Here is a 13,779-nt window from a genome sequence, read left to right on the forward strand (position 1 = left end):
TCCGGCACCTTCCTGCGGGCAAATGGAGCGGGCGCAGCCGGAGGAAGATCATCCATGGGGCTCAAGCCGGCCGCCGGACCCCTCGGTGCCCCACTGCGATCATCGAGCGCCGGGTGACCCGCGGACCCCTGCTCCTCCCCAGCGCAGCCTCCGCCGCGGCCCCGCCGGCGCCCCGGCCTCCGCCGCATCAGCGGCTCGCTGACAGCTCCCTGCGCACGGCCACCAGCAGCTGCACCAGCCCGACGAGCGCGGCGGCAGCGCCCACCCACGCCCCTGCGGCCGCCCACGTGGTCGCCGCCCCCGGGTAGACCCCGCAGCCCAGGGCGAACATCGCCGCCACCAGCACGCGGGTGGGCCGCTCGGAGACGGTCACCGCTCCTGGTCCGGTCACGCCCTCCCCCTGGGCGCGGGCGCGCACGTACTCGTGGAGCTGCCCCGCGCCCAGCGCCACGAGCACGGGCAGCGCCGGGGCGCCCAGGAGCCACAGCGCGCCGAGGGCCGCGGCGTCGGCGAGCCGGTCGCACGCGGCGTCGAGCACCGCCCCGGCGCGCGAGGCCGTGCCCCCGAGCACCGCCACGGCGCCGTCGAGCCCGTCGGCGAGCGCGGCCACCGCCAGCAGCACCGGCACCCCCAGCGCCCACCGGCCCCCCAGCTCGGCCTGCGCCGCGGCCGGTGCGAGCGCGGCGAGGGCCAGGGCGAGCCCCAGCGCCGTGACCGCCGCAGGGGGGACGCCCGCAGCGGCCAGCGGTGACGCGGTGCGGCGGACGCCGTCGAGCCAGACCCGCACGAGCGGGGAGGCCGCGGTGCCGCCGTGGGCGGCGGACCAGCGCCGCAGGTGCTCCTCGCGGGTCACCCCGCGCGTCCCGCCAGCCACGGGCGTGACCCTACGTCCGTGACGCGCGTCCCTCCGGGGCGTCGCTCGACGAGCGCCGCGCGGATCCGCGCATAGGCTCCACCGGGTGAGTCCCGCCCACGTCCTGGACGCCGATGACCTGCGGGCCCGCGTCCAGACCGAGCTGGACGCCGTGCTGGCCGGCCAGGCGGCGGTCCTGGCCGACGTCAGCGACGACTGCGACGCCCTCATCGCGGCCGTCGCCCGCCTGGTGGCGGGCGGCAAGCGGCTGCGCCCGGCGTTCTGCTGGTGGGGGTGGCGCGGCGCTGGAGGGGACCCCTCCGACCGGTCCGCCGGGGACGCCGTGGTCCGGGTGGCGACAGCCCTGGAGCTGTTCCAGGCGGCCGCGCTCATCCACGACGACGTCATGGACGCCTCTGACACCCGGCGCGGCATGCCCGCCACGCACCGCTACTTCGCGGGCCTGCACGCCGAGCGCCGCTGGGACGGAGACGGCGACAGGTTCGGGGACGCCGGCGCCATCCTGTCCGGGGACCTGTGCCTGGCCTGGTCGGACGAGGTCTTCCGCAGCGCTGACATCGCCGCGGACCGCCGCCGCCAGGCGGAGCTGGTCTTCGACCGGATGCGCACCCAGCTCATGGGCGGGCAGTACCTCGACATGCTGGCGCAGGCCGCGCCGCTGCGGCGCATCGCCGCCGCCGCGGTGCGAGGCGGCAGCGGGAGCAGCGGCAGCGCCGCCCCCGCGCCCCGCCGCGACAGCGACGACGACGGCGGCTCCGGGTCCGACGAGGCGGCGCTGCGCCGCGCCGAGGCCGACGCCCTGCTGGAGCGGGCCCGGCGGGTCATCTGCTTCAAGAGCGCCAAGTACTCCGTGGAGCACCCTCTGCTGGTGGGGGCGGCCCTGGGCGGCGCGCCGCAGGAGCTGAGCGAGGCCTACAGCGCCTACGGCCTGGCCCTGGGCGAGGCGTTCCAGCTCCGCGACGACGTCCTCGGCGTCTTCGGAGACCCCGCGCAGACCGGCAAGCCGGCCGGCGACGACCTGCGGGAGGGCAAGCGCACGGTGCTCGTGGCGTGCGCGCTCGGCGCCGCCAGCGCCTCCCAGGCCGACCTGCTCCACCGCCACCTCGGCGACCCCCACCTCGACGCCGACGGCGTGGGCGCGCTGCGCCGCGTCATGGTGGACACCGGCGCGCTGGCGCGCGTGGAGGAGATGATCGAGGACGGCGTCCGCCGGGCCCGCGAGGCCCTGGCCGGCGCGCCCGTCGCGCCGCAGGCGCGCGAGGCGCTGGAGGCGCTCGTCGTCGCCGCCACCGCGCGCGCCGCGTGACCCACCCCAGCACCCGCCTCAGCACCCCGCCCCCCGTCGAGCCCCAGGCCAGGAGGCACCCCGTGACCGCGCTCTCGTCCCCCCTGCTCAGCACCTCTCCTTCCGTCGCGCTGCGCCGCGCCGCCGACGCCGTCATCCCCGGGCGCCAGCGGGGGGTGGTCGGGCCGACCGACCACGTCGTCGTCGTCGGCGCGGGGCTGGCGGGTCTGTCCGCCGCCATGCGGCTGGCCGGCGCCGGCCGGAAGGTCACCGTGGTGGAGCGCGAGGCCCACCCCGGCGGGCGCGCCGGCCGCCTCACCGCCCCGGCGCCGGACGGCGCGGGCGACTACCGCTTCGACACGGGCCCCACGGTGCTGACCATGCCGGACCTCATCGCCGACTGCTTCGACGCGCTCGGCGAGGACATGGCCGACTGGCTGACCCTGGAGCCGGTCAGCCCGCTGTACCGGGCGAAGTACGCCGACGGCTCCTCCCTCGACGTCCACGCCGACCCCGAGCAGATGACCGAGGAGATCCGCCGGGTCTGCGGGCCCGAGGAGGCCGCGGGGTACGAGGAGTTCGTGACGTTCGTCTCCGAGCTGTACCGGGCGGAGATGCGCACGTTCATCGACAGGAACATCGACACCCCGCTCGACCTGGTGCGGCCCGACCTGCTGACGCTGCTGCGCCGCAAGGGCTTCTCCAAGCTGGCGCCGGTGGTGGCGCAGTACCTCAAGGACGACCGCCTGCAGCGCGTCTACTCCTTCCAGGCCCTCTACGCGGGCCTGTCCCCCTACGACGCCCTGGCCATCTACGCCGTCATCGCCTACATGGACTCCGTGGCCGGCGTCTTCGCCGCCCGCGGCGGGATGAGCGCGGTGCCCTCGGCGATGGCGGCGGCGGCCGCCGCGCACGGCGTGGAGTTCCGCTTCTCGACGACCGTGGAGAGCGTGGAGCACTCCGGCGGCCGGGCCACCGCGGTCATCACCGCGGACGGCGAGCGGATCACCGCCGACGCCGTCGTCCTCAACCCCGACCTGCCGGTGGCCTACCGCGACCTGCTGGGCGTCAAGCACCGCCGGCTGCGGCCGCTGGTGTACTCGCCGTCCTGCTACCTCATGCTCGCGGGGTCGAAGGCGTCCTACCCCGACACCGCGCACCACACGATCCTGTTCGGGCGGGCGTGGAAGGAGGTGTTCGCCGAGCTGACCGGCGGACGGCTCATGAGCGACCCGAGCGTGCTGCTGTCCACGCCCACCGTCAGCGACCCGGGCCTGGCCCCCGACGGCCGGCACGTCTACTACGTGCTGTTCCCCACGCCGAGCCTGTCCGCGGGCGCCAAGCACGGGCTCGACTGGAACGAGGTCGCCCCGCGCTACCGCGAGCACGTGATCGCCACCCTGGAGCGGCGGGGCTACCCCGGCTTCGGCGACGGCATCGAGGTGGAGGACGTCACCACCCCGCTCGACTGGGAGGCCCGCGGCATGGCCGACGGCGCCCCGTTCGCCTCCTCGCACACCTTCGGGCAGACCGGACCGTTCCGGCCGGGCAACCTCTGGGGCGAGAACGTCGTCTTCACCGGCTCGGGCACGCAGCCCGGCGTCGGGGTGCCGATGGTGCTCGTCTCGGGCCGTCTGGCCGCGGAGCGCATCACGGGCCGCGACCGCCGCTACCGCTCCCGCGCGTGGCGGTGACCCCGCTGGGCACGACGACGACGGGGGCGGCAGCGCCCGTCCCGTCGCTGCGCCGCCGGCCCGCCGGCAGCGCCAGCCTCGACGCGGCGGGCATCACCGACCCGCGGCTGCGCGCGGACCTGCTGGAGTGCCGGCGCCTGCACGCCGAGCACGGCAAGACGTACTTCCTGGCCACGGCGCTGCTGCCCCCGGCCAAGCGGCCGTGGGTGTGGGCGCTGTACGGGTTCGCCCGGTACGCCGACGAGTTCGTGGACTCCCTCACCGACCCCGACCCCGACGCCCTGGTCTCCTGGTCGGACGAGTTCCTGGCCAGCATCGACGGCCGCGCGCAGCCCACCGAGCCGGTCGGTCGGGCCATGCTCGCGACCGTGCGGCGCTGGGACCTGCCGCTGGACACGGTGACGGCGTTCCTGGAGTCGATGAGGGCCGACATCACCACCACGCACTACCCGACCTACGCCGACCTGCAGGGCTACATGTACGGCTCGGCCAACGTCATCGGCCTGCAGATGCTCCCCGTGCTGCAGCCGCTGCCGGGTGCCGAGGCGGAGGCCGCGCACCGGGCGGAGCTGCTGGGTGAGGCGTTCCAGGTGAGCAACTTCATCCGCGACGTCGGTGAGGACCTCGACCGCGGGCGCACCTACCTGCCCGACGAGCACCTGGCGGCCTTCGGCGTGACCCGCGAGTTGCTGGAGGCCGGGCGCCGCGCTGGCCCGGACGCCCCGCTCGACCGGCGAGTCGAGGAGCTGCTGCGCTTCGAGGTGGCCGAGAACCGCAAGGTCTACTGCGAGGCGGAGCCGGGCATCGCGCTGCTGCACCCCACCAGCCGAGACTCCATCCGCTGCGCCTTCGAGCTGTACGGCGGGATCCTCGGGGCAGTGGAGGACGCCGGCTACCGGGTGCTCGCCCAGCGCGTCTCGGTGCCGCTCCCCCGCCGCCTGGCCGTGGCGCTGCCGGCGCTGGCCCGCGCCCGCGCCGCCCGCCGGGAGATGTCCCGCTGGAAGGCCCTCCCCCACCTGTGACCACTCCCCCCGCAGTGACCATGGGCGTCGTGCACACCCCCCACCGTGATCATGGGACCTGTGCCTACCGCGCGGTAAGCACAGGTCCCATGATCACGACCGTTGAGTGCTCTGGAGGGTCGTGGCCTCGCTGAGGCCGCAGGACCGCGAGGTCCTGCGGCTCGCCGTCCCCGCGCTGGGGGCCCTGCTCGCCGAGCCGCTGTTCCTCCTGGCCGACTCCGCCATCGTCGGGCGCCTCGGCGTGCTGCCGCTGGCCGGTCTCGGCGTGGCCGGCGCGCTGCTGGCGACGGCCGTCTCGGTGTTCGTCTTCCTCGCCTACGGCACCACCGCGACGGTCGCCCGCCGCCTCGGCGCGGGTGACCTGCGCTCGGCCCTGCAGGCCGGGGTCGACGGGATGTGGCTCGCCCTCGGCCTGGGCGCGGTGGTGGCGGTGGGGGCCTTCGCCGTCAGCGGCTTCCTCGTCGACGCCCTCGGCGCGTCACCCGCGGCCCGCCCGTACGCCCTCGCGTACCTGCACTGGAGCCTGCCGGGGCTGCCCGGGATGCTCGTGGTGCTGGCCGCCACGGGCGTGCTGCGGGGCCTGCAGGACACCACCACACCGCTCGTCGTGGCCGTCACCGGCGCCGTGGTCAACACGGTGCTCAACCTGCTGCTCGTCTACGGCGCGGGGCTCGGCATCGCCGGGTCCGCCGCCGGCACAGCGCTGACCCAGCTGGGCATGGCCGCGTGGCTGGCGGCCGTCGTCGTGCGCGGGGTGCGGCGCGAGACCGGCTCCTGGGCGGCGCTGGCCCCACGCGGCCTGGGGGTGCTGAAGAGCGCCCGAGACGGCGTGCCGCTGCTGGTGCGCACCCTGGCGCTGCGCGCCGCGCTGCTGCTCACCACGTACGTCGCCGCGCGGCAGGGAGACGCGGGCGTCGCCGCGCACCAGGTGGCCGTGGTGCTCTGGACGACGACGGCGCTGGCCCTGGACGCCCTCGCGATCGCCGCGCAGGCGCTGGTGGGCCGGGCTCTGGGCGCTGGGGACGCAGCGGGCGCCAGAGCGCAGGTGAGGCGGCTGGTGGTGTGGGGCGTGGGCGCAGGCGTGGTCATGGGTGCGGTGCTCGCCGTCCTCGCTGCGCCGATCGCCGCGCTGTTCACGCCGGACCCCGACGTCAGGGCGGCACTGGCCGCGGCCACCGTGGTGCTCGCCTGCTGCCTGCCGCTGGCCGGATGGGTGTTCGTGCTCGACGGGGTGCTCATCGGCGCCGGCGACGGCCGCTACCTGGCCGGCGCGAGCATCGCCTCGGCGGCGGTCTACGCACCGCTGGCACTGGCCGTGCTGGCGTGGGCGCCGGCAGGACGCACCGGGCTGGTGTGGCTGTGGGTGGTCTTCGCAGGCGCCTACACGGCCGCTCGGCTGGTCACGCTCGCGCCGCGCGAGCGCGGTGGGGCCTGGCTGGTCACCGGCGCGACGCGCTGACCGGCTGGACCGGCGGCCGACTGGTCACCGCTGCCCCGGTCGCCCTGCCGGTCTGCGCAGGAACACGGGCCAGCACCCGCGGAGTTGCAGCGATCATGCCGGTCGACGCCACGGTGCTCCACGACGTCCTCGCCTCCCTCGAGGTGCAGCTGCGCGCCGTGAGGCGCTCCACGCTCCCCGCGGACGGCCTGCTCCCCCTGGTTCCGGGCGCCACGTCGGTGGGCTACGTCGTGAGCGGTGGCATCACCGCTGATGCGACCGGCGTGGCCTCCTGCACCGTCGACGCCGTCACGGGCCTGGCCAGCGCCACGCCCGACACGTCCTTCGCCGAGCTCCACGCGGGTGACGCGTTCCTCGCGCAGGGGCACGGGCAGGGGCACGGGCGCGGGCCCGCCGTGCTCGCCGCTCCCGCTGGCGCGCAGCTGGTGGTCGCGGACATCGCGATGGACTGGCCCGCGGGCGTGCAGGAGCTCCCGGCGTTCGCGTGGGTGAGCGGCTTCTCGGACGTCGAGCCGGCCGCCGCGGCCCTGGCTGCGAACCTCGGGCCCTCGGAGGACGACGACGGCGGCGCTGGCGTCCGGCCGGGCGACAGCACCATCTGCCGGATGATGGTGACCACCGTGGTGCTCTCGCTGGTGCGCGCCTGGGCGCAGGTGGGCTGCGCCCCGGAGGGCTGGCCCCGGCAGGCCACCGGCGACCCGCACCTGGCCCGCGCTGCCGCCGCGGTGCTCAGCGATCCGGCCCGCGACTGGACCGTCGACCAGCTCGCGGCGGTGGCCGCGCTGTCGCGCAGCGCCTTCGCCGAGAAGTTCCGCGCCGCGTACGGCCGCACGCCGCTCGCCTTCGTCACCGAGGTGCGGATGCGCCGCGCGATGCGGCTGCTGGAGGGCGGGGCACCGGTCTTCGAGGCGGCCCGGTCGCTGGGCTACTCCTCCGAGGACGGCTTCAGCAGGGCGTTCCGGCGGTTCACCGGCGCCCCGCCCTCGCAGTGGCGGGCGCGTCAGCGGGTCGAGGCCGCGCTGACCGGGTCCGAGCCCGACGAGCTCGACGTCCGGTTCGACAGCCCGAACAGCACCGTCCCGACGAGCAGGAGGACCAGCGCCATGGCGTAGTCGACGACGACGCCCGCGTGGTCGACCAGCAGGCCGCCCAGACCGGCCGCCAGCACGATCGCCAGCTGGAAGCCCACCACCACCAGGCTGCCTCCGGCCTCGAGGCGGTCCGGGGTGCGCCGCCCGGCCCAGGCGTTGATGACGATGAGCCAGGAGGCGAAGGCGAAGCCCCACAGCACCACCGCGGCGCTCACGACGGGCAGCGCCCCGGGCAGGGCGACCACCGCGGCGACCGACACGGCCACCGCCAGCGGCACGGCGAGCGAGACGAGGGGGTAGGCGCGGTCGACCACCAGCCCCACCACGAGGTTGCCGACGAGGCCGCCGACGCCGAAGAGGGCGAGCAGCAGCACCACGGTGTCCGCGCCGGCGCCCGGGACGCGCTCCAGGGCCAGCCGCACGTAGGTGTAGGCGGCGAAGTGGCCGAGGACCACCAGCACGTGACCGGTGAGCGCCAGCGCGACGCCGGGCCGGCGCAGGGTGTCGACCAGCAGGGCCACTCCCGACGTCGGCGCCGCGGGCACGCGGGGCAGCAGCAGCCGCAGCGGCACCGCGAGCAGCAGCGAGGCCGCGCCCACCACCGCGAACGTCACGCGCCAGTCGGTCGCCTCGCTGAGCACCACCCCGAGCGGCACCCCGGCCACCGTGGCCAGGGACATGCCGGCGCTGGTGAACATCACGGCCCGTCCGAGCCGCTCGGGGCCGGCGACGCGCGCCGCCACCGTGATGGACATCGCCCAGAAGGAGCTGATCGCGGCGCCGAGCAGCAGGCGGGCCAGGAGCACCAGCGCGAGGTTCGGGGCCAGCGCTGCGAGCACGCTGGACAGTCCCGCCGCCAGGCTGACCCCCACGAGGAGGGTGCGGCGGTCGAGCCGGGGGAAGAGCACGCCGACGAAGGGCGCCACCACGAGCCCCACGAACGCCGTCACCGTGACGGTCTGCCCGGCGGCCCCGGGGCTGACGCCCAGCCCGACGGCCATCTCGGTGAGCATCCCGTTGGGGAGGAACTCCGCGGTGACCAGCAGGAAGCTCGTCAGCATGAGGACGACGAGCGCGAGCAGCACCCTCGCCGTCATCCTCACCTCCGGCGGTGGTGCGGCGTCCGTGCGGAGGGTGGGGCGGAGGGTCCTGTCGGGCGTCGCGGTGAGGCAGGCGGTGTCGTCCACGCGTCGATCGTGGCGCGCGAGGGCGGCGGCGGTCCGACGGAGCGTCCGCGGCTCCCGACCGCCCGTCCGGGACGTCAGTAGCCGAGCACCTGCGCGCGCCGGCGCACGGGCGCGATGCGGTTGGCCCGCAGCGCCTCCGCCGGGGAGCAGCCCAGCACCTCGTCGGGCGTGAACAGCCAGCGCAGCGCCTCGGCGTCGGAGAAGCCGGCGTCGAAGAGCACCGTCAGCGTGCCGGGCAGGCTGACCAGCGGCTCGGGGCGCACCAGCAGAGCGGGCACCTGCAGCACCTTGGGGTTGCCGCGGCGCACGCCGATCAGCTGCCGCTCGTCGAGCATGCGGCGGACCTTCGGGACGTCGCTGTCGAGCTCCTCGACGATGTCGGGGACGGTCAGCCAGCCGTCGTCGGGCACCAGCGAGGACAGGAGCTCCAGCTCTTCGGACGTGTCGGCCACGCGCAGAGCCTGCCACCGCCGCCTCGGGGGCGGCACGGGTGGTGGGCCAGGTGGTGGGCCGGGTGGTGGCTGGGTGGTGCGGGCGTGACGGGTGGGCGGCTTGTGGAGAGACGCCCACCCGTGACGGAGGGCGACCGTAGACTCGCTGACGTGGCGACCGCGGTGAAGGACCCCCTCGTCGGGCGTCTGATCGACAGCCGCTACCTCGTGCACGACCGCATCGCCAGCGGTGGCATGGCCACGGTGTACCTGGCCACGGACACGCGGCTGGAGCGCCCGGTGGCGCTGAAGGTGATGCACACCCACCTCGCGGCCGACGCCTCCTTCGTCGCCAGGTTCACGCGCGAGGCCCGCTCGGCGGCCCGTCTGAGCCACCCGGGCGTGGTGTCCGTGTACGACCAGGGCGCCAGCGACAGCACGGTCTACCTGGCCATGGAGTACATCCCGGGGCGCACCCTGCGCGACCTCGTGGCGGCCGCGGCGCCGCTGCCCCTCGGCGAGGCCCTGGACCTCATCGAGGAGGTGCTCGACGGCCTGGCCGCAGCGCACGCCGCCGGGCTGGTCCACCGCGACGTCAAGCCCGAGAACGTGCTGGTCGGCGACGACGGCCGCCTCCGCGTGGCCGACTTCGGCCTGGCCCGCGCCGCGACCACGGCCACCGGTGGCGCCACGAGCACCCTCATCGGCACCGTCGGCTACCTCGCCCCGGAGCTGGTGCTCGACGGCGCCTCCGACGAGCGCGCCGACGTCTACGCCGCCGGCGTGGTGCTGTACGAGCTCCTCACCGGTCGCGCGCCCTTCGCCGGCGGCGCTCCCGCGCAGGTGGCCTTCCGGCACGTCAGCCAGGACATGCCGCTGGTCTCCGAGGCCCGTCCCGGCCTGCCGCTCGCCGTGGACGAGCTGGTGGCCAGTGCCACCGACCGCGAGCCGGACCGCCGCCCCCGGGACGCCGGCGTCATGCTCGAGCTGGTCCGCGACCTGCGCGACGGCCTGCCCGACGCGGTGCTCGACGCCCCGCCGGCGCTGGTGCCACTGGCCCCCGCGGTCGCCGCGGCGGTCGAGGGCACCCGCGTCCAGGGGCGCGACCACGTGGTGGCGCTGCCGGTCAGCGAGCTGCGCGACGCCGCCGCTGCCCCCGCGCCGCCCGTCCGGCCTGAGACGCGAGCGGAGACGCGAGCGGAGACCCGCGCCGAGCTGCGGGAGCAGGAGCGCAGCGCCACCCGGGCGCTCCCCCGGCCCTCGCCCCCCGGGTCGGGCCCGCTGGGGCTGTCCGACAGCGATGACGACGACGAGCGCCACCACGCCGCGGCCCGGCCACGCAGCCGGCGGCGGCTGCTGCTGGTGCTCGTAGCCGCGCTGGTCGCGGTGCTGCTCGCCGGAGGCGGCGCGGCCGTGTGGGCGTACACCGCCGGGCCCCTCGCGCAGCTGGCCGTGCCGGAGGTCGGGCGCTCCAGCGCCGCGCAGGCGCAGCAGGCCGTGGAGGCCCGCGGCCTGGTGCCCACCCTCGACACCACCCGCTACAGCGACGCGGTGCCCGTGGGCGAGGTGATGTCCACCGACCCTCCGGCCGACACCCGGGTCGACAAGGGCACGCCTGTCACGATCTTCGTCTCCAACGGCCCGCAGCTGCGCAAGGTGCCCGACCTGACCGGGATGGACCAGGCGCAGGCCAGCAAGGCCATCACCGACGCCGGTCTGACGGTCGGGAAGGTCGGCCAGGCGTACTCGGAGACCGTGCCGCAGGGGCAGGTCATCCCCCAGGACCCCGGCGTCACCCCGCCGCTCAAGGCCCGCAGCGCGGTCGGCTTCACCACCTCGCAGGGCCGCGAGCCGATCACCGCGCCGTCGGACCTGCAGGGCAAGTCGCTGGCGGACGCCACCAAGGAGATCACCGACGTGGGGCTGCAGGTCGGCAAGACCGACCGCAAGAACGACGACTCCGTCCCCAAGGACTCCGTCGTCTCCGCGGCGCCCGAGCAGTCCGGCGGGCCGCTGCACCGGGGCGACAAGGTCGACCTCGTCGTCTCCGACGGGCCGGCCCAGGTGGTGGTCCAGGACGTGCGCGGCAGGTCCGTCGACGAGGCGCGCGGCATCCTCGAGGGCCAGGGCCTGCAGGTCACCGAGCAGCGCGTCTGGCTGGGCAACAGCGTCCAGAACCAGCAGCCCAGCCCCGGCTCCCCCGCCGCGTCCGGGTCGAGCGTGACGCTCTTCATCGGCTGAGCCCCGCCGCGGCGGCCCGGTCGGCCGCTGGCGGAGCCGTCAGCGGCTGAGCAGCTCGCTGAGGACGGCGGCGGCCAGGTCGGCGCCCTCGTCGTCGACGTCGAGGTGGGTCACCAGGCGGGCCGTGCGCGGGCCGAGGGCTGACAGGGCCACGCCCCGCTCGGCGGCGGCGAGCACGAGGGCTCGGGCGTCCTCGACGTCGAGCACCACGATGTTCGTCTCGACGGCGTCCGGGTCGGTGCAGCCGGGGCGGGCCTCGGCTACCGCCAGGGCGAGGCGCCGGGCGCGGGCGTGGTCGTCAGCGAGGCGCTCGACGTGGTGGTCGAGGGCGTGCAGGCCGGCGGCGGCGAGCAGGCCGGTCTGGCGCATGCCGGCGCCCATCCGCTTGCGCCAGGTGCGGGCCCTGGCGATGTTCTCCGCGGAGCTCACCAGCACCGACCCGACCGGGGCGCCGAGGCCCTTGGACAGGCACACGGACGCGGTGGCGACCACGCCGCCGACCTCGCGGACCACGCCCTGCCACCCGTCCGGATGCGCGGCCCCCTGGACGACGGCGGCGTTCCACAGCCGGGCGCCGTCGAGGTGCAGCGCGACGCCGGCCGAGGAGGTGACCTCGTGCAGCCGGTGCAGCGCCGCGAGGGGCTGCACGGTCCCGCCGCCGAAGTTGTGGGTGTCCTCCACGGCCACGGCCGCGGTGGACACCAGGTGCGGGCCGGCGTCCGGCGTCATCATCGCGGCCACGCGGCCGACGGCGTCGTCGTCGAGGAGGCCCCGGGAGGCGTCCCACGTGCGCGTGGTGACCCCGGAGGTGACCGCGTGGGCGCCCAGCTCGGCGCGCACCACGTGGGCGCGCGCGTCGCACAGCAGCTCCTGGCCCGGCTCGACCAGCAGGCGCACGCCGAGCACGTTGGCGAGGGAGCCGGACGGTGTGAACAGGCCCGCCTCGTGGCCGAGCAGCTCCGCCACGCGTGCCTCGAGGGCGGTGGTGGTGGGGTCCTCGGCGTAGACGTCGTCGCCGACGTCCGCCTCGGCCACCGCGCGCCGCATGGCGGGCGTGGGCCGGGTGAGGGTGTCGGAGCGCAGGTCGACGCGGACCGGCGGCCCTGAGCGCGGGGCCGAGGCCCCGTACCCGCTCGCGCCGGCCGCGTCGGCCGTGCTGGCCGCCATCAGGCGGAGCGCTCCTGCAGCATCTCGGCCACGAGGAACGCCATCTCCAGCGACTGCTGGTGGTTCAGGCGCGGGTCGCACAGCGACTCGTACGCCGTGGACAGGTCGGCGTCGGCGATCTCCTGGTGACCGCCGAGCACCTCGGTGACGTCGCCACCGGTGAGCTCCACGTGCAGGCCGCCAGGGATGGTGCCCAGGGAGTTGTGCACCTCGAAGAAGCCGCGGACCTCGTCGATGACGTCGTCGAAGCGGCGGGTCTTGTAGCCGGACGGGCTGGTGATGGTGTTGCCGTGCATGGGGTCGCAGGTCCACACCACCTGGGCGCCGGAGTCGGCGACGGCCTCGACCACGGCGGGCATCGCGTCGCGGATCTTGCCTGCGCCCATGCGCGTGATGAAGGTCAGGCGGCCGGGGCGGCGCTGCGGGTCGAGCTTGTCGACCAGCCCGAGGACCTCGTCCTTGGTGGTGGTCGGGCCGAGCTTGACGCCGATGGGGTTGCGCACGCGGGAGAGCAGGTCCACGTGGGCGGCGTCGAGCTGGCGGGTGCGCTCGCCGATCCACAGGAAGTGCGCCGAGACGTCGTAGAGCTTGCCGGTGCGCGAGTCGGTGCGGGTCAGCGCGCGCTCGTAGGGCAGCAGCAGCGCCTCGTGGGAGGCGTAGAACTCGACGCGGCCGAGCAGCTCGTCGCTGTAGGCGCCGCAGGCCTCCATGAAGGAGATGGCGCGCTCGATGTCGCGGGCGGTCGCCTCGTAGCGGGCGTTGGCCGCGTTGCGCGCGAAACCCTTGTTCCAGGTGTGCACCTGGCGCAGGTCGGCCTCACCGCCGGTGGTGAACGCGCGCACGAGGTTCAGCGTGGACGCGGAGTGGTGGTAGGCCTTGAGGAGGCGGGTCGCGTCGTTGCGGCGGGCCTCGGGGGTGAAGGCGAAGTCGTTGACGGCGTCGCCGCGGTAGGCGGGCAGCGTCACGCCGTCGCGGGTCTCGGTGCCGCTGCTGCGGGGCTTGGCGAACTGGCCGGCCAGGCGGCCGATCTTCACCACGGGGGTGCTCGCCGCGTAGGTGAGCACCACCGCCATCTGCAGGATGGTGCGCATCCGCTTGCGGATGGAGTCGGCCGTGGCGTCGGCGAACGTCTCGGCGCAGTCACCGCCCTGCAGCACGAAGGCGCGGCCGGTGGCCGCGGCGGCCAGGCGCTCGGTGAGGGCGTCGCACTCGCCGGCGAAGACCAGCGGGGGCAGCGCTGACAGCTCGGCGACGACGCCGGCCAGCTCGGCCTCGTCCCACTCGGGCTGCTGCAGGGCCGGGAGCTCCCCCGGCAGGTCGGCCACGGC

The 13,779-nt window shown here is 75.9% G+C and carries 11 protein-coding genes; 6 read left to right on the top strand and 5 right to left on the bottom strand.

Annotation, left to right across the window (positions count from 1 at the left end; all coding sequences use genetic code 11):
- Positions 1-187 precede the first annotated feature (187 nt).
- Complete coding sequence (locus tag FMM08_RS13040; RefSeq protein ID WP_222710738.1) at positions 188-874, bottom strand: CDP-alcohol phosphatidyltransferase family protein; 687 nt, start codon at positions 872-874, stop codon at positions 188-190.
- A gap of 85 nt (positions 875-959) precedes the next feature.
- Here FMM08_RS13040 and FMM08_RS13045 point away from each other — a divergent pair, with 85 nt between their 5' ends.
- The 5 genes from FMM08_RS13045 (at position 960) to FMM08_RS13065 (ending at position 7,446) form a co-directional block, all read left to right on the top strand.
- Entirely contained in the window at positions 960-2,180 is a 1,221-nt protein-coding gene (locus tag FMM08_RS13045; RefSeq protein WP_147926804.1) for a polyprenyl synthetase family protein, read from the top strand.
- A gap of 155 nt (positions 2,181-2,335) precedes the next feature.
- Positions 2,336-3,853 (top strand): phytoene desaturase family protein, encoded by a 1,518-nt coding sequence (gene crtI / locus FMM08_RS13050; RefSeq protein WP_147926956.1) that lies wholly within the window; start codon positions 2,336-2,338, stop codon positions 3,851-3,853.
- Positions 3,844-4,875, top strand: coding sequence for a phytoene/squalene synthase family protein (locus FMM08_RS13055; protein WP_255472361.1), 1,032 nt, complete (start codon positions 3,844-3,846; stop codon positions 4,873-4,875). Before crtI ends, FMM08_RS13055 begins: the two co-directional genes overlap by 10 nt.
- 106 nt (positions 4,876-4,981) lie before the next feature.
- Entirely contained in the window at positions 4,982-6,334 is a 1,353-nt protein-coding gene (locus tag FMM08_RS13060) for an MATE family efflux transporter (RefSeq protein ID WP_255472363.1), read from the top strand.
- Between the two features lie 95 nt (positions 6,335-6,429).
- Positions 6,430-7,446, top strand: coding sequence for a helix-turn-helix transcriptional regulator (locus tag FMM08_RS13065; RefSeq protein ID WP_147926805.1), 1,017 nt, complete (start codon positions 6,430-6,432; stop codon positions 7,444-7,446).
- Here FMM08_RS13065 and FMM08_RS13070 read toward each other — a convergent pair.
- Together FMM08_RS13070 and FMM08_RS13075 are read right to left on the bottom strand one after the other, a co-directional pair.
- Positions 7,335-8,612: an MFS transporter gene (locus tag FMM08_RS13070; protein ID WP_222710739.1), complete on the bottom strand. Its 1,278-nt coding sequence runs from the start codon at positions 8,610-8,612 to the stop codon at positions 7,335-7,337. The two genes, FMM08_RS13065 and FMM08_RS13070, sit on opposite strands and share 112 nt — an antisense overlap.
- A 74-nt stretch (positions 8,613-8,686) precedes the next feature.
- The gene (locus FMM08_RS13075) at positions 8,687-9,064 is read right to left on the bottom strand and encodes an Rv2175c family DNA-binding protein (RefSeq protein ID WP_222710740.1); all 378 of its coding nucleotides are present in this window, start codon (positions 9,062-9,064) and stop codon (positions 8,687-8,689) included.
- 150 nt (positions 9,065-9,214) lie between these two features.
- Between FMM08_RS13075 and pknB the strand changes: the two genes are divergently transcribed.
- Positions 9,215-11,284, top strand: a complete 2,070-nt coding sequence (gene pknB / locus FMM08_RS13080; protein ID WP_187279742.1) for a Stk1 family PASTA domain-containing Ser/Thr kinase — start codon at positions 9,215-9,217, stop codon at positions 11,282-11,284.
- Between the two features lie 39 nt (positions 11,285-11,323).
- Here the strand turns inward: pknB and FMM08_RS13085 are convergent, their stop codons facing one another.
- Both FMM08_RS13085 and FMM08_RS13090 read right to left on the bottom strand, forming a co-directional pair.
- Positions 11,324-12,331 carry a threonine aldolase family protein gene (locus FMM08_RS13085; protein ID WP_369431723.1) on the bottom strand — a complete coding sequence of 336 codons (1,008 nt, stop codon included), beginning with the start codon at positions 12,329-12,331 and terminating at the stop codon, positions 11,324-11,326.
- A 119-nt stretch (positions 12,332-12,450) separates the two neighbouring features.
- Complete coding sequence (locus FMM08_RS13090; protein WP_222710767.1) at positions 12,451-13,776, bottom strand: class II 3-deoxy-7-phosphoheptulonate synthase; 1,326 nt, start codon at positions 13,774-13,776, stop codon at positions 12,451-12,453.
- Positions 13,777-13,779 lie beyond the last annotated feature (3 nt).

Source organism: Quadrisphaera setariae, assembly GCF_008041935.1.
In the GTDB taxonomy this organism is placed as follows: domain Bacteria; phylum Actinomycetota; class Actinomycetes; order Actinomycetales; family Quadrisphaeraceae; genus Quadrisphaera; species Quadrisphaera setariae.

Coding starts and splice junctions, on each gene's coding strand:
- FMM08_RS13065 (WP_147926805.1), top strand. CDS start 6,430: ATGCCGGTCGACGCCACGGTGCTCCACGACGTCCTCGCCTCCCTCGAG.
- FMM08_RS13085 (WP_369431723.1), bottom strand. CDS start 12,331: ATGCGGCGCGCGGTGGCCGAGGCGGACGTCGGCGACGACGTCTACGCC.